This window comes from Paraburkholderia sp. FT54, from assembly GCF_031585635.1.
Taxonomy (GTDB): Bacteria; Pseudomonadota; Gammaproteobacteria; order Burkholderiales; family Burkholderiaceae; genus Paraburkholderia.
On the sequence record NZ_CP134196.1, the window covers coordinates 2,736,552 to 2,754,716 of the forward strand.

Consider the following 18,165-nt stretch of genomic DNA (forward strand, 5'->3'; position numbering starts at 1 on the left):
TGAACTGGAAGCTAACCGATATGGACCACGATCTCACCTCGCCCGCGCTGGCGCCTACGCCCACATTGCGGGAAATCTTCGGCGGCTTTCTCAGCCTCGGGCTGATCTCCTTCGGCGGCGCACTGCCGCTGGCGCGGCGCGCACTAGTCGAGCAACGCCGCTGGCTGAGCGCCGACGAATTCACCGACCTGCTGGGCCTCTGCCAGTTTTTGCCGGGCGGCAACGTGATCAATCTCTCGGTGGCGATGGGCATGCGCTTTCGCGGCGTGCCGGGCGCGCTAGCCGGCTTGCTCGGACTGATCGCGGGACCGTCGCTGGTGGTGATCGGCCTCGGCGTGTTGTACGAGCACACGCAGAACGACCCGCACATTCGCCATCTGTTTGCCGGTCTCGCCGCCGCCGCGGCCGGCCTGTTGATCTCGATGGCCGCGAAAATCCTGCTGCCGCTGCGGCATAGTCCGATGGCCGCGCTCATCGCCGCGCTCGGCTTCATGGCGATTGCGATCATGCGGCTGCCGCTGCTGCCCACCATGCTGGTGCTGACGCCGCTCAGCATCTATCTCGCGTCGAGGAGCACGCGATGAACGAGACGCTCATCGCCCTCGCCGTTATTTTCAGTCAGCTTTCGCTGCTTGCGTTTGGCGGCGGCAATACGATTCTTCCGGAGATGCAGCGCCAGGTGGTGGACGTGCATCACTGGATGCCGGCCAGCGAATTCAGCGCGCTGTTCGCGCTCGCGCAAGCCGCGCCGGGGCCGAATCTGATGATCGTCACGCTGATCGGATGGCACGTGGCCGGTTGGGCGGGCATGCTGGTGACGTCGGTGGCGAAGTTCGGGCCGTCGTCGCTAGTAACGATCTTCGCGGTGCATGCGTGGGAGCGGTTCAAGCACCGTCCGTGGCGTCGCTACGCGCAGCTGGGGCTGGCGCCGGTGACGGCCGGCATCGTCGCGGCGAGCGCGGCGCTGATTGCCGAAGCGTCGAACATGACGGCAATCGCGTGGGCGATCACCGGGTTCACCACTGTCATGGCGATGACGACGCGCATTCATCCGCTGTGGCTTCTGGCGGTCGGCAGCTTGATTGGACTGACTGGCTTCGGGCAGCTTTGACCTGATCGAGCAAGGCGAGCCGAGGCGGCGCCCGCTCTTGCCTGTCGAAAACGCGCTTACTGAAACGCCACTTCCGCAAAGCTGCGCAGCTTGCGGCTGTGCAAGCGATGCAGCCCGTTCATCCGCAATAGCTCCATCGCCTTCACGCCGATCTGCAGATGCTGATCGACCTGCGCGCGATAGAACTGATCCGCCATGCCGGGCAGCTTCAGTTCGCCATGCAAGGGCTTGTCCGACACGCACAGCAAAGTGCCGTAAGGCACGCGGAAACGGAAGCCGTTCGCGGCGATCGTCGCGCTCTCCATGTCGAGCGCGACCGCGCGGCTTTGCGAGAGCCGCTGCACCGGCTCGCGATGATCGCGCAACTCCCAGTTGCGGTTGTCCACACTCGCCACCGTGCCCGTGCGCATCACGCGCTTCAGTTCGACGCCGTCCAGTTGCGTGACCTGCGCGACCGCGCGCTCCAGCGCCACCTGCACTTCAGCAAGCGCCGGAATCGGCACCCACAGCGGCAGGTCGTCGTCGAGCACGTGATCCTCGCGCACATAGCCGTGCGCCAGCACATAGTCGCCGAGACGCTGCGTATTGCGCAGGCCCGCGCAATGGCCGAGCATGATCCACGCATGCGGACGCAGCACCGCGATGTGATCGGTGATGGTCTTCGCGTTAGACGGTCCGACGCCGATATTGATCATCGTGATGCCGCTGCCATCCGCGCGTTTCAGGTGATACGCGGGCATCTGCGGCAGACGCGGCGGCGCGGTGCCTTCCTGATCCTGTTCACCGAGATTCTCGTTGTATGTGACCACGTCGCCGGGCTCGACGAACGACGTGTATTCGCTACGATAGGCGCGCAGTTCTTCGTCGTCGGAATGGGCCATCATCGTGCGGCCGAGTTTGACGAATTCGTCGATATAGAACTGGTAGTTCGTGTACAGCACGTAGTTCTGGCAATGCGTGGGCGAGGTCGCCGTATAGTGCTTCAGCCGATGCAGCGAGAAATCCACCCGCGCCGCCGTGAACAGCGCAAGCGGATGCGGCTCGCCCGGCAGCGGCTCATACGTGCCGTTGACGATGCGGTCATCGAGCAGCGCCAGGTCCGGGGTGTCGAACACGTCGCGCATCAGGAACAGGCGCTCGCGATCCAGATCGCCTTCGAGGTGGATGCCTTCGGCGAAAGCGAAATGAATCGGAATCGGCTGGTCCGACACGCCGACTTCGATCTGCACGTGATGGTTTTTAGCCAGCAGGCGCAGTTGCTCGCGATAGTAGTTGCCGAACAGATCGGGCCGCGTGACGGTCGTCTCGAACACGCCCGGACCCGCGACGAAGCCATACGAACGGCGCGAGTCGATATGCGTGTTGACCTCGGTGCACACGCGCACGAAGGGATAGCAGGCGCGTACCCGGCGTTCGAATAATTCGTTGCGGCGATAGCGCGCGAAGGCGTCGCGCAGAAACGAAGTGTTCGCTTCGTAGATCGCCGAGAGGCGGGTGACGGCCTCGGTAGCGTCATCGAACGATTCGGTTGGGAAGCTGTTGGCGGGAGTCTGCACCGCGCGTTGATTGGTATCGTTGTTCATCTTCAGTCGCCTCGATTGATGAGGCCACATTACCACGGAACCGTTGCTCGCCAAATCGCCTGGCGGCGCTGCAACACACGCTGCCACACCGCTCGCAAGATTGCGCGCACGCCGCGCGAAAGCGGCGCAAAATAAGGCGATCGCGCCCGAGGACCAGGTGGGATTTGCTAGAATCGGGGCACCATATTGGAGAATCACCATGAAGCCGCTCCTTCCCGTCGCCGTTGCACTGGTCCTCGCCTTTGGCAACGCCGCGATGGCTGCCCAGCCTGTCGACGACACGCCGGCCCCCGGCGCGCCCCAGTCCGCCAATGAACGGGCCGGTCTGCCTGACCTGGACAAGATCAATCGTCCAGCCGCCGAGGTCAGTTCGAAGGTCGAAATCAACGTCCCGCGCACGCCGAGCTTCTACGAACGCAGCGCCAACGGCACCGAAATCACCGAATATCGCGACAAAGGCAAGCCCGTCGAAATCAACGTGCATTCCAACCTCGGCACGCGCTATCAAATGAGCGCGCCGCTCGACACGTCGCCCTCCGTGCGAGACAACGGCCGTGCCAGCACGCGTTTGCCGTCGGTGCACCTGACCTATTGATGCATGCCGGGGCGGCGCCCGGCGTGGGCCGCCGCCCCGATCCGAGCGCCCGCAGGGCGCCATCCCGGGCCTCAGCCTGCTTGCCGGGTTTCACCCTGGCGGTAAGGCGTTGGAAGGCCGAAGCGCTTCACGGCTCCGAAAGAACGCGTTTTCGATAACTGCATTTGCCGCACATCGCACTGGCCGCACCGCGCCAGCCCGACCAACCTGATCTGACGTTTCCCGCATGGCTGTCTTCACCGCTGTCACCGAACCCCAACTTGCAGAATGGATGAGCCACTACGATCTCGGCGACGTCGTCGAATTTCGCGGCATTTCCTCCGGTATTGAGAACAGCAACTTTTTTCTGACGACGACGCGCGGCGAATACGTCCTCACGATTTTCGAAAAGCTGACGGCGGAACAACTGCCGTTCTATCTCAACCTCATGCGTCACCTGGCCGCGCATCGCGTGCCGGTGCCGGACCCCATGCCGCGCGAAGACGGCGCGCTGTTCGGCACCTTGCATGGCAAGCCCGCCGCCATCGTGACCAAGCTCGAGGGCGCGCCGGAACTGACGCCGGGCGTCGAACACTGCATCGAAGTCGGACAAATGCTGGCGCGCATGCACCTGGCAGGACGCGACTACACGGGCTATCAGCCGAATCTGCGCAGCTTGCCGTGGTGGCAGGAAACCGTACCCACCATCCTGCCGTTTCTGGAAGGCGAGCAACGCGAGTTGCTGTCGTCCGAACTGGCGCATCAGAAAGCCTTCTTCGCGTCGACCGATTACGCCGCGCTGCCCGAAGGCCCGTGCCACGCCGATCTGTTCCGCGACAACGCCATGTTCGCGCACGCTGCGCCGGAGACAGGCCACGAAGTGCGCCTCGGCGGTTTCTTCGACTTCTATTTCGCCGGCTGCGACAAGTGGCTGTTCGACGTGGCGGTGACGGTCAACGACTGGTGCGTCGACCTCGCCACCGGCAAACTCGACCACGCGCGCACCGAAGCCATGCTGCGCGCCTACCAGACCGTGCGCCCCTTCACGGCCGAAGAAAACCGCCATTGGGGCGACATGCTGCGAGCGGGCGCATACCGCTTCTGGGTCTCGCGCCTGTATGATTTTCATTTGCCGCGCGCGGCCGAACTGCTCAAACCGCACGATCCCGGCCATTTCGAGCGCATTCTGCGCGAACGCCTAACCGGCGTTGCACTTCCAGGCATCCATACCTCATGCAACTGATCGAAGTCCCCGCGAAAGCCGGCTATGTGTGGTTCCGGCAGGGTATCTGGCTGTTCCGCAAGAACCCGCTCGCGTTCCTGACGCTGTTCTTCACCTATCTGCTGGTAATGACGCTCGTGTCGCAGATTCCGGTGGTCGGCGGCGTGTTGCCGCTGGCCTTCATTCCGGGCGTCGCGGTCGGCTTCATGGCGGCGTGCCGCAACACCATCGCCGGCAAGCCGGTGTTCCCGACCATTCTGGTGGACGGCTTTCACTCGTACGGCCCGGTGGTCGCCAAGCGGTTGCTGGTGCTCGGGGCGCTCTACGTCGTCGCAATGGCGCTGGTACTGGCCGCTTCGGCGCTCGCCGACGGCGGCATGCTGCTGAAGGTCATGCTCGGCGCCGCCGCGATGGATCAGGACGCAATCGCCAACAGCAATATCCCGCTGGCGGTGATTACAGCCCTCGCGGTCTACATTCCGGTGGCGATGATTTTCTGGTTCTCGCCGATTCTCGCCGCGTGGCATGACGTGCCGCCCGTCAAGGCGATGTTCTTCAGCCTCGTCAGTTGCTGGCGCAACCGCGGCGCGTTTATCGTGTTCGGCGCGCTGTGGTTCGCGGTGGCGTTGACGGTGTCGCTCGGCTTGTCGGCGCTGATGCAGGCGCTGGGCGCGGGCGACTTCGCGTTCGCGATCCTGATGCCCGCCACGATGATCGTCACGACCATGCTGTATTGCTCGTTCTACGCGACCTATCGCGGCTGCTTCGGCGTGCAAACGCCCGAAACACCGGACTTGCCGACCACGCCAGCAGCTTGAATTCCGTTCAGGCGCGGGCGCTGTTCTGGCGCCCGCACCGCACCACCGTCGCGGCGGCGCGTGCCTTCGCCGTTTCCTGAATCTCCGACTGCACTCGTCAACCTGCGCCGATTTGCGGCACAATGGTTTGCGCGCAATCCATTTGCACGCTCTTTTTATACGAGATGCATCATGACCCAACGGCCCGCTTTACCCTTCACGCTCGACGAGCAACTCTGCTTCGCCCTCTACTCCACCTCGCTTGCCATGACTAAGGCGTACAAGCCGCTGCTGGATAAGCTGGGCCTGACATATCCGCAATACCTGGCCATGCTGGTGCTGTGGGAGAGCGACGACGTCGCGGTCAAGGACATGGCCGCGCGTCTGAACCTCGATTCGGCGACGGTCACGCCGCTGCTCAAGCGCCTGGAGGCACAAGGGCTGCTGGAACGAGTGCGCGGCGTCGACGACGAACGTCTCGTGTATATCCGGCTCACCAAGGCCGGCTCGGCGCTCAAGCGGCAGGCCCGCGAGGTGCCCGCGGAAATCTTGTGCGCGACCCAGCAGACGCCCGAATTTCTGCTGCGTTTGCGCGACGACCTGACTCGCCTGCGCGCCACCCTCAACGATTACATGGACCACTAGGCGTTTCGTTGCAAAACGCGCGCTATCGTTACGATACGAAAATTCATTTGCACACAAATTATTTGTGTACTATCTTAATCACATGCCGCTGCGATAGCACGCCGCCAGAACGGCGGGCCGGCAAAGAGCGGCAAATTTGCAGATCCTGACAACCCAGACAAAGGAGCATCACCATGAACATCCTCTACAAGGCAAGCGCAACGAGCACCGGTGGCCGCGACGGCCGTGCTGTATCGTCGGACAATGCATTGGACGTCAAGCTGGCAGCACCGCGTGAACTGGGCGGCACCGGCGCAGCGGGTACGAATCCGGAACAACTCTTCGCAGCCGGCTACTCGGCGTGTTTCCTGAGCGCCATGAAGTTTGTCGCCGGCCAGAAGAAGCAGACTTTGCCGGCGGACACGCAAGTCACCGCGGAAGTCGGCATCGGCCCCAACGACAAGGGCGGCTTCGCGCTCGACATCGATCTGCGCGTCTCGCTACCGGGTCTGGATGCCGGCGCGGCGAAGGAACTGGTCGACGCAGCGCATCAGGTCTGCCCGTACTCGAACGCCACGCGTAACAACGTCGACGTCCGCTTGCAAATCGCCTGAGCGACGGACTCGATGCATCGCTAAAGAATTGCTCGAGCGGCGCGGAAAACCGCGCCGCCTGCCAGCGACAGCGCCCGCACCCCGCACAATAGGGGCGGGCGCTGTCCCATTTGGGGACGCGGCATGCGATGTGCGGCACAAGTCCGTGCCGCCGCTTGTGGCGCTTGCGCGCCAGTGACAGCCCAGCCATCCACCTTAGTTTTCACGATCCACGTTCCCGATGACACGCGTCCGACGATTGAGCGACACCTTCGACACCGGTCTGGTCTGGTTTCGCCGCGACCTGCGCAGCACGGACAACGCCGCGCTCTACTACGCGCTCAAGCATTGCGAGCGCGTGTGGTGCGCATTCGTGTTCGACACGACGATCCTTCAGCCGCTGGTCGACGCGTGGCACGCTCGTCATCCGGACACGCAACCGCAGGATCGCCGCATCGAGTTCATTCTTGCGGCGCTCGGCGAACTGGACGAGGCGTTGCGCGCCAACGGCGGCGGCCTGATCGTGCTGTATGGCGAACCCGCCGAACTGGTGCCGAAGCTCGCCGACGAACTCGGAGTGGACGCGGTCTTCGCGAATCACGACTACGAACCGGTCGCAATCGAGCGCGACGAGACAGTCCGCGAGCGGCTCGCTGGAGCCGGACATCAGTGGCTGACGTTCAAGGATCAGGTGATTTTCGAGCGCGACGAAGTGCTCACCGGCCAGAACAAGCCGTTCACGGTGTTCACGCCGTACAAGACCGCATGGCTCAAGCAACTGACGGCCTTCGATTTGAAGCCGTATCCCGTGCAAACCTACACGAAGCATCTGGCCGCGCCGCCGTCGAAACAGGATCGCCCGTTACCGACGCTCGACCAGCTCGGGTTCGCGCCGAGCAACCTCGCCGAACTGGAGCTACCCACCGGCATGAGCGGCGCGCAGCGTCTGCTCGACGACTTCGCGACGCGCATCGACAGCTATAAGGAGCGGCGCGACTTCCCCGCTGCCAAGGGCCCAAGCTATCTGTCGATGCATCTGCGCTTCGGCACGGTGTCGATCCGCACGCTCGCGCGCCTCGCCCACGAGATGTCGCTGCAACCCGACGGCCAAGGCTCGGCGACATGGCTGTCGGAACTGATCTGGCGGGACTTCTACTTCATGATCCTGGCGCATCATCCGCGGCTGGCGAACGGCGCGTCGTTCAAGGAAGAATACGACCGGCTGCGCTGGGAGCACGGTCCGGAAGCGGACGAGGCGTTCGCCGCGTGGTGCGACGGTCGCACGGGCTACCCGCTCGTCGACGCCGCCATGCTGCAGCTGAACCGCACCGGCTATATGCACAACCGCTTGCGGATGGTGACGGCGAGTTTTCTTGTGAAGGATCTGGGCGTGGACTGGCGGCTCGGTGAGCGTTACTTCGCCGAACAGTTGAACGACTTCGACTTCTCGGCGAATAACGGTGGCTGGCAGTGGGCGGCATCGACGGGATGCGACGCGCAGCCTTATTTCCGTATCTTCAATCCGATCACGCAGTCCGAAAAATTCGACGCCGAAGGACGCTTTATCAAACACTATTTGCCCCAGCTCGCGAAGCTGCCGTCGAAATGGATTCATGCGCCGTGGTTGGCGGGAGCGGACCGGCTCGCGGAATTCGGCGTGGTATTGGGCAAAGACTATCCGGCACCGATCGTCGACCATGCCGAAGCGCGAGCGCGCACGCTGGCCCGATTCGGCAAGTGAGTGCCCGCTTACGTCGTTTTGCTTCGATTCAGATGTTTGAAGGAGCCTTGCGAATGCGCCGATTGCCGTCACTGCTGGTATTTCTTGTTCTGGCGTTCGCAGCCGCGTTCGTCGCGAGCCGGTTTCTGCCTGACGCCTGGTATGTGGCGCTGCAAAAGCCCGCGTTCAATCCGCCGGACTGGGTGTTCCCGCCGGCCTGGTCGCTGCTTTATGTGCTGATGGCGATTGCCGCCTGGCGCGTATGGAAACGCGACGGCCTGAGCGCAGCGATCGTTTTATGGCTGGTGCAGCTGCTGTTCAACGCAGCCTGGATGTGGCTTTTTTTCGGCCTGCATCGGCCGGGCGTGGCGCTGACGGATATTCTGATACTACTGATATTGATCGTCGCGCTGACAGGCGCATTCTGGCGACGGGACCGCTGGGCAGGCGGACTATTGATGCCCTATGTCGCTTGGGTGGCGTTCGCCGCGGTGTTGAATCACGCGTTGTGGCAAATGAATCCGGCTGTCTGAGCGCTTGCGACGATTTGCGACAGCTTGGGCGCCTCACCCCGAACACCGGCGTCGCAATCCGCGCCGATGCTTTGACACGCGCGCCTCAGTGCTGGCTCATCCACGACGGTTGGCGGACATTCGCCTCGCGATCCAGCTTGCGCATACGGAATTCCAGATCGTACAGATCGGTTGCTTCGGCGAGGAAAGCGTCAGCGCGTTCCTTTGCGAGTTGATCGGGCGATTTGGTCAGAAACAGAAACAGCCGGCTAAGCAGATACATGGTCAACCTCGACTATGAATTTAGGCGTTAACGCCTAAGGGATAACCAGTATTATAGGGAAAACCCTAGGAACACGCCAGCACTCATTTTCGAAGTGTTGCGCAGACGTCACCGAGCGCCTGCTGAGGCCGCTGTGGCGTCGGCTTCCGCGATGCGGCCCGTGTCCGTGCGGCGCTGATGTTTGAAAAATTCCCACACCATCGCACTGGCGTCCGGACCTTTGGCGGAATGAAACGGCACCGCGTCGTCGCCGCCGCTCCAGGCATGAGCCAACCCTTGCACGCGGCACAGCCGTACCACCCGCCGTCCGCCGCGCAGGTAATCGCGCATGACCATGCCGCCCTTGCGTTCTTCGCGGACTTCACCGGATTTACGCGCGCCGTTCTGGTCGACGATGCGGTTCAGGCGGAGAAACTGCACCGCCAGCTGATCCGCGTTGACCGGCGAAACCACGTGGTCCGCGTCGCCGTGGATGATGATGGCGGGCATGCCGGGGTAACGAGCCACATCGGCGGTTTCGTCGACTAGCTCGGCCGGTTCGCGGCGCGCGCCGCGCCGCATCACGTCCATCGCCGCGACGCCCGAACGCGCCTCGCCGAAAGCGGGGCCGGAATGCAACGCAACTGCCGCGAAATGGTCCGGATAGTTGACGGCCAGAAGCGCCGTGAGGCCGGCGCCAGCGGAGATTCCGGCGACGTATACGCGCTCGCTGTCGAAACCATGCTGCGCGACCAGCGCCCCCACCAGCGAAACCACGGCGCGCGCTTCGGCGCCGCCGGCGCTTTCGCCGGCGTCGTACCAATGCCAGCAGCGGTGCGAGTGCACGTGTTTCGACTGTTCCGGATAAACCACGGCAAAACCGAAACGGTCGGCCAGCACGTTCATCCTCGTGCCTTCTGCGAATTCATCGATCGACTGCGTGCAGCCGTGCAGCATCACCACCAGCGGCATGGCCTCGAGCGCATGGCCCGACGGGACATACAAGCCGTACTGGAGATGATTGACCAGCCGGCCGGGCGCGGCAGGTGCGGAGTGGAACGAGCGCGTCCACGAGCCGCTCGCCCACGCTGACGCGCGCGGACGCACACGCGACTCGCGGGCAGCGGGGCGCGGCACGTCACGTTTGGCGGGCGCACGCACCGCGGCGGCCGGCTTGAGCGGACGAACTTTGGTGGACGGCTTGCTGGTGGCGGGCCGGGCCGGTCGCGTCGTGGTGCGCTTGGTGGTTTTGCGAGCGTGCTCGGTTTGGATCGCGAGCAGGCGCTTGAGACCGCGCAGCCAGATTTTCGATAGACTTTTTGCCATTGGCGGATAACCTCGCAAAAAGGGACAGGGTCCGTCCGGTAGAACGGTGCTTTGTTGTGCAATGCACAATAACACCAATCTTCATGCGATGCTGGAACCTCGCGGATGCTGTCCGAGACCGAAGTTTTCGCAAGGCGAACCTTGTTGCGAGGCTGGCGTCAAAGCCCTGCAAGGCTCGTCCGCTGTTTGTTTGCGATTTGTCGGCCGAATCTTTACCGCTTGTTCGCGAGCTAACGTTAAGCGGCAAAAAGCTACGCGCGCGGCGCGACCGCCTTGTAGCACGCGTCTATACTGGCGGTTGCTTCGTTGCCGCACGAGACTATGCCGCGCCGGCCGAGTCGACGATTTGCGCCGCCTGTGCGTTAACCCCAACCAACCCGATTCTACGCGGCCCTGGTCGCGCCTCTTGCCATGCCCGATTTACCTGCCCACCTTTGGTATTCGATCACCAGCCTCGGCGGCGCCGGCATGACGCTGCCGCTCGCGTTCGCCATCGCGCTGTGGCTGGCGGTCGGCTACACGTGGCGCATGGCGGCGGGCTGGCTGCTGCTGCTCGGCGCGGCCATCGGCGTGGTGACCGTGACGAAACTGGCGTTCCTCGGTTGGGGTGTCGGCGTGCGAGAGCTGGACTTCACCGGCGTCAGTGGCCACGCCATGCTGTCCACCGCCGTCTATCCGGTTGTGCTGTTCCTCATGCTGTTGCCGGCACGGCCGGCCATCCGTCTAGCCGGGGTGCTGCTCGGCCTTGCCGCAGGGATCGCAGTGGGTTTGTCACGGGTCGCGCTGAGTGCTCATTCGCCTTCTGAAGCCATTACCGGCTGTTTGACCGGCGCCCTGGCCGCGCTGGTGTTCGTCCGTCTCGCGTGGCATGCGGAGCCGGGCCGGCTGTCGGCGCTGCCTGTCGCCGTCAGCATGATGGTCCTCGCGGTGCTGGCGCACGGCGTGCACGTGCCGACGCAGCGCTGGGTCACGCATATCGCGCTGAAAGTGTCTGGTCATGACAGACCGTTCATTCGCGCGAAGTGGAAGGCGGTGCGCGACGTCCGTCCGGCCGCGGCGCCGCTGTCGCAAACGCTCAACACGCTGGCGCCGCCGCAGTCGTCCGACGCCTGAATCATCCCCCGTTGTTCGACAAGCCGCTTCATGCGCACGGCTGAATGATTGTCATGGGCCACCGTTATAACCTTTCATATATTACGATAGCGTTTTAACCCGCCGATCCGGTTCATGCCGGACTTCCAAGCCTCCATGACACTCTCTCGCCGCGTTCTGAAGCAAGCGCTGTTCGTCGTCAGCGCCGTCTCCGTCGTCATCAGCGCCAATGCGCGCGCCGACGAACTGGTGGTCTCCGCTGCCGCCAGCCTGACCAACGCATTCAAAGCGGTCAGCGAGGTGTTTGAGCAGCAGCATCCGGGCACCAGGGTGCTGCTGAACTTCGGCGCCTCCGACGTGCTGATGCAGCAAATCGTCAAAGGCGCGCCCGCCGACGTGTTCGCGTCCGCGGATCAAAAGGCCATGGACAAGGCCGCCGCCGAAAAAGTGATCGTGCCGGCCACGCGCCGCGACTTCGCCGCCAATTCGCTGGTGCTGATCGTGCCGACGGACAGCCATTTCGCGCCGACCGACCTGAACGATCTGACGTCGACGAACGTGAAGCGCGTCGCGTACGGCGATCCGGCTTCCGTGCCGGTCGGCCGTTACACGCAGGGCGCGCTGCAGGCCGCGGGCGTATGGGACGCCGTGAGTGCGAAGGCCGTGCTGGCGTCGAACGTACGTCAAAGCCTCGACTACGTGTCGCGTGGCGAAGTCGACGCCGGCTTCGTGTTCAGCACCGACGCCGCCGTCATGCCCGACAAGGTCAAGGTCGCGCTGAACGTGCCGACGCAAACGCCGATCACTTATCCGATCGCGCAAGTGGAAGGCAGCCGCCACGCAGCGGACGCGCAAGCGTTCATGAACTTCGTGCTGTCGCCGGCCGGCCAGGCCGTGCTCGCCAAGTACGGCTTCAGGCCCGCGCACTAACTTCACCGGGACGACGCACGCTCATGCAACAGGCCTGGATTCCGCTCCTGCTGTCGCTGAAAGTGGCGGGCTGGGCCACCGCGCTCAATCTGGTATTCGGCGTCGCCGCGGGCTTCGGTTTGTCGCGCTGGCGCTCCGGCGCGCGCGACGTGATCGATTCGCTGCTGATGCTGCCGCTCGTCATGCCGCCCACGGTGCTCGGCTATTATCTGCTCGTCCTGCTCGGACGGCGCGGCGTGATCGGCGGCTGGCTCGACCGCCTAGATATTCAGTTGGTGTTCACCTGGCAGGGCGCGGTGATCGCCTCGACGGTCGTGGCGTTTCCGCTCGTACTGAAATCGGCGCGCGCCGCCTTCGAGGCCGTCGATCCGCAACTCGAGCGGGCCGCGCGCACGCTCGGCGTGAGCGAAACAGCCGTGTTCTTCCGCGTGACGCTGCCGCTCGCCGCGCGCGGCATTCTCGCCGGCGGTCTGCTGGCGTTCGCGCGAGCGCTCGGCGAATTCGGCGCGACGCTGATGATCGCGGGCAATCTGCCGGGACGCACGCAGACGCTGTCGGTGGCAGTCTATTCAGCCGTGCAGGCCGGTGACGACAGCACCGCGAATTTCCTCGTGCTCGTGACCTCGGTGACGTGCGTCGTGATCCTGCTGCTCGCGGGGCGGCTCGTGCCGCAGCACACGCTGTTGAAGTCCAGTTGATATGCTGCTCGCCGTCGACATCCGCAAGACCTTCCAGAGCGCCGAACGCCGCTTTACGCTCGATGTCGCGTTCAAGGCGACTTCGCAACGTGTCGTGTTGTTCGGGCCGTCCGGCGCGGGCAAAAGTCTGACGTTGCAGGCTATCGCCGGCCTGCTGCGTCCCGACGAAGGCACGATCACGCTGCATGGCAACGCGCTATTCGACAGCGCGCGCGGCGTCGATCTGAAACCGCAAGCGCGCAAGATCGCCTATCTGTTTCAGGACTACGCGCTATTTCCGCATCTGAACGTGCGGCAGAACATCGGCTTCGGCTTGCAGCAGGGCTGGCTCAATCCGCGCGCGCGGATCGCGCATCCGCAGATCGATTACTGGCTCGATGCGCTCGAATTGACGAGTGTGGCGGGCAATCATCCGGTGCAGCTTTCCGGCGGACAAAAGCAGCGCGTGGCGCTGGCGCGAGCGCTCGTCGCGCAACCTCAGGTGCTGTTGCTGGACGAGCCCTTTTCAGCGCTCGACAGCGCTTTGCGCCAGCGCATGCGCCGCGAGCTATCCGAGCTGCAAACGCGGCTCGATATTCCGATGGTCTTGATCACGCACGACCCCGACGATGTCGCCGCCTTCGGCGATCAGGTCGTGCAGGTCAGCGACGGCTGCGTGCGCGAGGATCATCCGTTCGCCGGCTACGCGCACACCCAACCCTGACTCGAACGCGAGCGTTTCGCGCGTTCAGTCCTTCACACCGAGAATCACGCTCGACGCCTTGAACGCCGCGACGGCGCTCCCGCCTTCCACGAGGCCGAGTGTGTCGACGCTTTCATTGGTGACGACCGCGGTGATCACCGAGCCGCCATCCAGCACCAGCGACACTTCGGCATTCACCGCGCCGAGCTTCACGCTTTGCACCGTGCCGCGCAACTGGTTGCGCGCCGAGAGTTTGAGCGGCGCGCCGCTTGCGTTGTCGACAAGCAGCACGACCCACGACGCCTTGATCAACGCGAACGCCGCCGCGCCCTCCACAAGGCCCAGCGTCTCGGTGCTTTCATGCGTGATGACCGAGACAATCACGTGGCCGCCGGGAAGCGCCAGGGTGATTTCGTCGTTGACGGTGCCGCGCGTGATCGCCGACACCGTGCCATAGAGCTGATTGCGCGCGCTCGTCTTCACGCCGATGCGGCCGATCAGATCCCAGTCCGTCGCGAATCCTTCGATCGCTGCGCCCGCGCGTTCGAGAAAGCGCCGATGCTCGCGTTCCACCGCGCGAAACGTCTCGATCAGTTTGACGGCGCGCGGCGTCAGCGTGGTGCCGCCACCGCCTTTGCCGCCGGTCAGGCGCACCACGAGCGGCTCGCCGGCAAGGTTGTTCATGATGTCGACGGCATCCCACGCGCCTTTGTAGCTGATGCCGACGGCTTTGGCCGCGCTGGTGATCGAGCCGGTCTCGCCAATCGCCGCCAATAGCGCGATCCGCGACGCGCCGCCGAGCGTCTGCGCGCCTGCCTGAAACCAGACGGAGCCGCCGAGTTCGAGCGTTTCGCGGGGAGGATCGGTGCGGTCGGAAGTCATGGCGAGGAGCGGTCGATGACCGAGGAAAGGACGACGAATCATTATAGCGACGCAGACCCGCGCCGCCCGCCGCCCCTTTTCACGCCTAGAAAAGCTCGCGTCACGACATGACCGCTGCACTCACAGCGCGTACTGCGCGATCCCGTTGCCGAACGACCAGTTCTCCTTCAGCACCTCGACGAGGTTGATCAACACGTCCTCGCGCCGGAGCCCCGGCGATTCAGCCAGTTCGTCCGCCATACGCTTGTACAGCGCCTTTTTCATCTCGAGCGTGCGCGTGTTGTTCAGCGTGATCTGAATCATCACCAGATCGTCGCTTCGCTCGACGTTCAGATACTGGTTGTCGTACACAAAATTCCCGGCCTCGTGCTCAGTGATCAGCATGAAGATGTCGTCCTTCGGCACGTTGAAGGTGTCCACCAGCGAACGCTGGATGCTCTCCGTCAGCGCCTTCCGGTATTCAGCGGGCTTGCCTGCGCGCAATGCGATTCGTGTGAGCGGCATGATGAAACTCCTTGGTTGCGTTGATTGGGTAAACACAGCTTAGGCGCGCCGAGTCATAATAAACAGACATCATTGACGATTTCATCTATATCCATCGAAAATGAAAGTTCTCGATCTCGATGCGGTCCGGGCGTTCGTTCTGGTCGCAGACCTGCACAGTTTCACGCGTGCCGCGGATGCGCTCGATACGACGCAATCGGCCGTCAGTCTGAAGCTCAAGCGGCTGGAGGCCCATCTGGGCAAGCAGCTGCTGGAGCGCACGCCGCGTGTCGTGCGCCTTTCCGCGGACGGCAACGCGTTCCTCAGCGCCGCGCGCGACCTGCTGAACGCGCACGAACGCGCGCTGGGTTCGCTGTCGGTCGAGCGCCGGCGGCTCGCGTTGGGGCTCAGCGAGCATGTCGCGGGGCCGGACCTGGCGCTCCTGCTCGGCAGGCTCAACGCGCACGATCCAGGTCTGGTGATCGAATTGCATCTGGGCATGTCGGCCGCGCTGCTCGCGCAATTCGACGAACGCCGCCTCGACGCGGTGATCGTCCGCTATGGCGCCGACGAACCGCCGCGCAACGACGCGCAGGTGCTGTTCAGCGAACCGCTCGGTTGGCTCGCGACGCCGGCGTGGTTGCCGCGGGTCGGCGAGCCGTTGGCGCTGGCGCTGCTGAGTCCGCCGTGCAACGTGCGCGACGTGGCGCTGCGAACGCTCGCGCAGGCGGGCATCGGCTGGCAGGAAGTATTCGTCGGCGGCGGCGTGGCGGCCGTCGGTGCGGCCGTGGCGGCGGGACTGGCGGTGTCGCCGCTGGCGCGGCGCGTGGCGCCACGCGGCCTGATCGACGTCGGCGCGCGGCTGGGCTTGCCGTCACTGCCGGAATCGCGCGTGACCCTGCATTCGCGGGTGAGAGACGAACGGTCGATGGAGACGTTGCGGCTGGTGACGAATGGGTTGGCGATGCAATGACAAAACAACTCGTGGCCCTGACCCGCGCATGGTGTGATGCCGTCGAGCGCGGCGATCCGATCGGCCTGATCGACCCGCCGCCAAAGCAACCCACCGACGTCGAGTTGTACTCGCACGCCTGGAAGGTCCGGCCGCCGCGCATAGTGGAAAGTTGGACGCACAGCGCCAAGGCCCGCCGGGCAGCAAGCCGAAACGCAAACGCGCGGCCTGAGTTCTGGACTAGTGGAGAATTGGCGGCAGCGAGCCGCTGCTGGCGGTAGCGGGATTGCTCGTGGCGTTCGCCGGATTGGCGCTAACGTTTGCGGACGGGGCCGGCACATTGACGTGGGTCGCCGCTGGTTTCGCCGCGACCGTGGCCGATTGCGGGTGAGCCTGACGGGCCGGGACCACCAGGTTCGCGCGCACCACCTTGCCCTGCGCCGGTTTCGTCTGGACGCGTTGCGCGTGCGGCTTTTTACTCTGTGCCATCACGGCCGTTTTCGAGGGCGCCTTGCTTGCACCCGTTGCGTTGATCCCGCTTTTCGTCGTGGCCTTGACCGCCACCTTCTTCACGCTGCCCTGCGCTACTGGCTTGTTGCTGTGTCCCGCCGTCGATGCAACGCGCGGCGCCGCGTGCTGAGCGCCCGCGACGTGCTTTGAAGCGGACTTCGAGGCGACTTTCGAACCGGCGGTAGACTTGATCTCGGCCGACCCGCCTTTTTTCCGGGCCTGCTTCGCGACATGCCCGCTCGCCTCGGGCGGGTTCCACACTTCGACATAACCCGCGGCCACGGCCGCGCCCGACATACACCACACGGCAAGCGCCGCGACTGCTGCAACTGCTCGAACGCCCATCTCCTGCTTCTCCCGATCTTTCGACTTCCCTGACGAGCCAGGATTATATTCTCTTGCAAAAATCCATATTTAGACTAATATCAATTTCAAGTACAAATTAGGACTTACCCGCTCATGGCTCACGCTGCCCGCGCCACCCAACCCGAAGCGCCGATTAGCCGGCCGGTTTCGGAACCCACGCTAACGGAAATGTCCGCGGCGGGTCTGCGCGCGTTCTTCAACATTGCGCGCGACTGGGACCTAAGCGCGGAAGAGCAGATCGTGCTGCTCGGCTCGCCGGGCCGCTCCACCTACTTCAAGTGGAAACAGGCGCCTGAAACGGCCCGCCTCGGGCGCGACACGCTAGAACGCCTGTCGCTCATGCTCGGCATCTACAAGGCGCTGCAAATCCTGCTGCCGCAAGCCAGCACCGCCGACGCCTGGATCAAACGCCCCAACAGCGCGCCGCCGTTCGGCGGCCGCCGCGCGCTGGACCGCATGCTGGCGGGCAACATCAGCGACCTCGTGGCCGTGCGCCAATATCTCGACGCGATGCGAGGCGGCTGGGCGTGACACAACCGCATTGGCAGGACCGCTGGCGCACGGCGCCATTCGATTGGTCGCCCGCGTATCGCGTGATTCCGACGCGCTTTCCCGCTGTCAATCTGTTCGACCGGGTCGCCTCGCCGGAAGATTTCGACGCCCTGTACGCGCTCGAAGCCATGACCAACGACCGTCTGCGCACCGAAGTCGGCGAACTCGATCTGGTGCCGCGCGAAGAGCGCCGCTTCGGACCGGGCTACGGACCGATCATGGCCGCATTGACGCATCTGAATCCGCTCGGCAGCCGCTTCTCCGACGGCACCTACGGCGTGTTCTATTGCGCCCGCTCACGCGCCACCGCGATCGCCGAAACGCGTTATCACACCGGGAAATTTCTGGAAGCGACGGCCGAGCCGCCCATGCGCCAGCAGATGCGTCTATACACGGTCGTCGCGCAAGGCAACGTAGTGGACATTCGCGACGACACGTCGGTGGATCTCGCGGTGCTGTCGCCGGATGACTACCTGGCCGGACAATCCCTCGGTCGGGCCGTCCGCGAGGCCGGTGCGCCGGGCATCGTGTATCCGTCGGTGCGGGATGACGGCGGCGAGTGCCTCGCCGCGTTCAAAACAACGCTGCTGCGCGACTGCCATCACGCGGCGTATCTGGAATACAACTGGAACGGCACAAGCGTGGATATGGTGTTCGAACTCAGCCAGGTCGGCTGATCGCGAGGCCTGAATGG

At 64.1% G+C, this 18,165-nt stretch carries 22 protein-coding genes; 16 read left to right on the top strand and 6 right to left on the bottom strand.

All coding sequences use genetic code 11. From position 1 onward, the window contains the following. Window positions 1-20: 20 nt before the first annotated feature. Window positions 21-584, top strand: a complete 564-nt coding sequence (locus tag RI103_RS31895; protein WP_310816696.1) for a chromate transporter — start codon at window positions 21-23, stop codon at window positions 582-584. Continuing rightward, on the top strand, window positions 581-1,111 hold the full coding sequence (locus tag RI103_RS31900) for a chromate transporter (protein ID WP_310816697.1): 531 nt from the start codon (window positions 581-583) through the stop codon (window positions 1,109-1,111). Before RI103_RS31895 ends, RI103_RS31900 begins: the two co-directional genes overlap by 4 nt. Window positions 1,112-1,167: 56 nt before the next feature. On the opposite strand, the gene RI103_RS31905 is transcribed toward RI103_RS31900, so the two are convergent. Beyond that, a complete protein-coding gene (locus RI103_RS31905) occupies window positions 1,168-2,694 on the bottom strand; it encodes an AMP nucleosidase (protein WP_310816698.1) in 1,527 nt (508 codons plus the stop codon). A 199-nt stretch (window positions 2,695-2,893) separates the two neighbouring features. Between RI103_RS31905 and RI103_RS31910 the strand changes: the two genes are divergently transcribed. From RI103_RS31910 to RI103_RS31940, 7 genes are all read left to right on the top strand, one after another. Then, on the top strand, window positions 2,894-3,289 hold the full coding sequence (locus RI103_RS31910; protein WP_310816699.1) for a hypothetical protein: 396 nt from the start codon (window positions 2,894-2,896) through the stop codon (window positions 3,287-3,289). Window positions 3,290-3,515: 226 nt separating this feature from the next. Beyond that, window positions 3,516-4,511 (top strand): homoserine kinase, encoded by a 996-nt coding sequence (locus RI103_RS31915; protein ID WP_310816700.1) that lies wholly within the window; start codon window positions 3,516-3,518, stop codon window positions 4,509-4,511. Then, entirely contained in the window at window positions 4,502-5,308 is an 807-nt protein-coding gene (locus RI103_RS31920; protein WP_310816701.1) for a BPSS1780 family membrane protein, read from the top strand. Before RI103_RS31915 ends, RI103_RS31920 begins: the two co-directional genes overlap by 10 nt. Before the next feature lie 171 nt (window positions 5,309-5,479). Continuing rightward, a complete protein-coding gene (locus RI103_RS31925) occupies window positions 5,480-5,932 on the top strand; it encodes a MarR family transcriptional regulator (RefSeq protein ID WP_310816702.1) in 453 nt (150 codons plus the stop codon). 173 nt (window positions 5,933-6,105) lie between these two features. After that, the gene (locus tag RI103_RS31930) at window positions 6,106-6,525 is read left to right on the top strand and encodes an organic hydroperoxide resistance protein (RefSeq protein WP_106282649.1); all 420 of its coding nucleotides are present in this window, start codon (window positions 6,106-6,108) and stop codon (window positions 6,523-6,525) included. Between the two features lie 220 nt (window positions 6,526-6,745). Then, window positions 6,746-8,245 carry a deoxyribodipyrimidine photo-lyase gene (locus tag RI103_RS31935; protein ID WP_310816704.1) on the top strand — a complete coding sequence of 500 codons (1,500 nt, stop codon included), beginning with the start codon at window positions 6,746-6,748 and terminating at the stop codon, window positions 8,243-8,245. A 53-nt stretch (window positions 8,246-8,298) separates the two neighbouring features. Continuing rightward, on the top strand, window positions 8,299-8,757 hold the full coding sequence (locus RI103_RS31940; protein WP_310816705.1) for a TspO/MBR family protein: 459 nt from the start codon (window positions 8,299-8,301) through the stop codon (window positions 8,755-8,757). An 85-nt stretch (window positions 8,758-8,842) separates the two neighbouring features. Here RI103_RS31940 and RI103_RS31945 read toward each other — a convergent pair whose 3' ends face one another. Both RI103_RS31945 and RI103_RS31950 read right to left on the bottom strand, forming a co-directional pair. Then, on the bottom strand, window positions 8,843-9,019 hold the full coding sequence (locus RI103_RS31945; RefSeq protein WP_074766744.1) for a DUF3563 family protein: 177 nt from the start codon (window positions 9,017-9,019) through the stop codon (window positions 8,843-8,845). 108 nt (window positions 9,020-9,127) lie between these two features. Next, window positions 9,128-10,324 carry a PHB depolymerase family esterase gene (locus tag RI103_RS31950; protein ID WP_310816706.1) on the bottom strand — a complete coding sequence of 399 codons (1,197 nt, stop codon included), beginning with the start codon at window positions 10,322-10,324 and terminating at the stop codon, window positions 9,128-9,130. 411 nt (window positions 10,325-10,735) lie between these two features. On the opposite strand from RI103_RS31950, the gene RI103_RS31955 reads away from it, so the two are divergent. The 4 genes from RI103_RS31955 to RI103_RS31970 all read left to right on the top strand — a co-directional run bounded on the left by RI103_RS31955 (window position 10,736) and on the right by RI103_RS31970 (window position 13,747). Further along, window positions 10,736-11,437, top strand: coding sequence for a phosphatase PAP2 family protein (locus tag RI103_RS31955; protein ID WP_310816707.1), 702 nt, complete (start codon window positions 10,736-10,738; stop codon window positions 11,435-11,437). A gap of 135 nt (window positions 11,438-11,572) precedes the next feature. Then, window positions 11,573-12,346, top strand: coding sequence for a molybdate ABC transporter substrate-binding protein (modA, locus tag RI103_RS31960; protein WP_310816709.1), 774 nt, complete (start codon window positions 11,573-11,575; stop codon window positions 12,344-12,346). Window positions 12,347-12,369: 23 nt separating this feature from the next. Further along, window positions 12,370-13,044, top strand: a complete 675-nt coding sequence (gene modB, locus RI103_RS31965) for a molybdate ABC transporter permease subunit (RefSeq protein ID WP_310816711.1) — start codon at window positions 12,370-12,372, stop codon at window positions 13,042-13,044. A gap of 1 nt (window position 13,045) precedes the next feature. Continuing rightward, the gene (locus tag RI103_RS31970) at window positions 13,046-13,747 is read left to right on the top strand and encodes an ATP-binding cassette domain-containing protein (RefSeq protein WP_310816713.1); all 702 of its coding nucleotides are present in this window, start codon (window positions 13,046-13,048) and stop codon (window positions 13,745-13,747) included. A 24-nt stretch (window positions 13,748-13,771) separates the two neighbouring features. Here RI103_RS31970 and RI103_RS31975 read toward each other — a convergent pair whose 3' ends face one another. Together RI103_RS31975 and RI103_RS31980 are read right to left on the bottom strand one after the other, a co-directional pair. After that, window positions 13,772-14,608, bottom strand: a complete 837-nt coding sequence (locus tag RI103_RS31975; RefSeq protein ID WP_310816714.1) for a TOBE domain-containing protein — start codon at window positions 14,606-14,608, stop codon at window positions 13,772-13,774. A gap of 120 nt (window positions 14,609-14,728) precedes the next feature. Further along, window positions 14,729-15,112: a tautomerase family protein gene (locus RI103_RS31980; protein ID WP_310816715.1), complete on the bottom strand. Its 384-nt coding sequence runs from the start codon at window positions 15,110-15,112 to the stop codon at window positions 14,729-14,731. Between the two features lie 100 nt (window positions 15,113-15,212). Between RI103_RS31980 and RI103_RS31985 the strand changes: the two genes are divergently transcribed. Beyond that, window positions 15,213-16,064, top strand: a complete 852-nt coding sequence (locus RI103_RS31985; RefSeq protein ID WP_310816716.1) for a LysR substrate-binding domain-containing protein — start codon at window positions 15,213-15,215, stop codon at window positions 16,062-16,064. 219 nt (window positions 16,065-16,283) lie between these two features. Here the strand turns inward: RI103_RS31985 and RI103_RS31990 are convergent, their stop codons facing one another. Next, window positions 16,284-16,898: a hypothetical protein gene (locus RI103_RS31990; protein WP_310816717.1), complete on the bottom strand. Its 615-nt coding sequence runs from the start codon at window positions 16,896-16,898 to the stop codon at window positions 16,284-16,286. 114 nt (window positions 16,899-17,012) lie between these two features. On the opposite strand from RI103_RS31990, the gene RI103_RS31995 reads away from it, so the two are divergent. After that, window positions 17,013-17,450, top strand: a complete 438-nt coding sequence (locus RI103_RS31995; protein WP_310816719.1) for an MbcA/ParS/Xre antitoxin family protein — start codon at window positions 17,013-17,015, stop codon at window positions 17,448-17,450. Beyond that, a complete protein-coding gene (locus RI103_RS32000; RefSeq protein ID WP_310816720.1) occupies window positions 17,447-18,148 on the top strand; it encodes an RES family NAD+ phosphorylase in 702 nt (233 codons plus the stop codon). The genes RI103_RS31995 and RI103_RS32000 overlap by 4 nt, the downstream gene beginning before the upstream one ends. Window positions 18,149-18,165 lie beyond the last annotated feature (17 nt).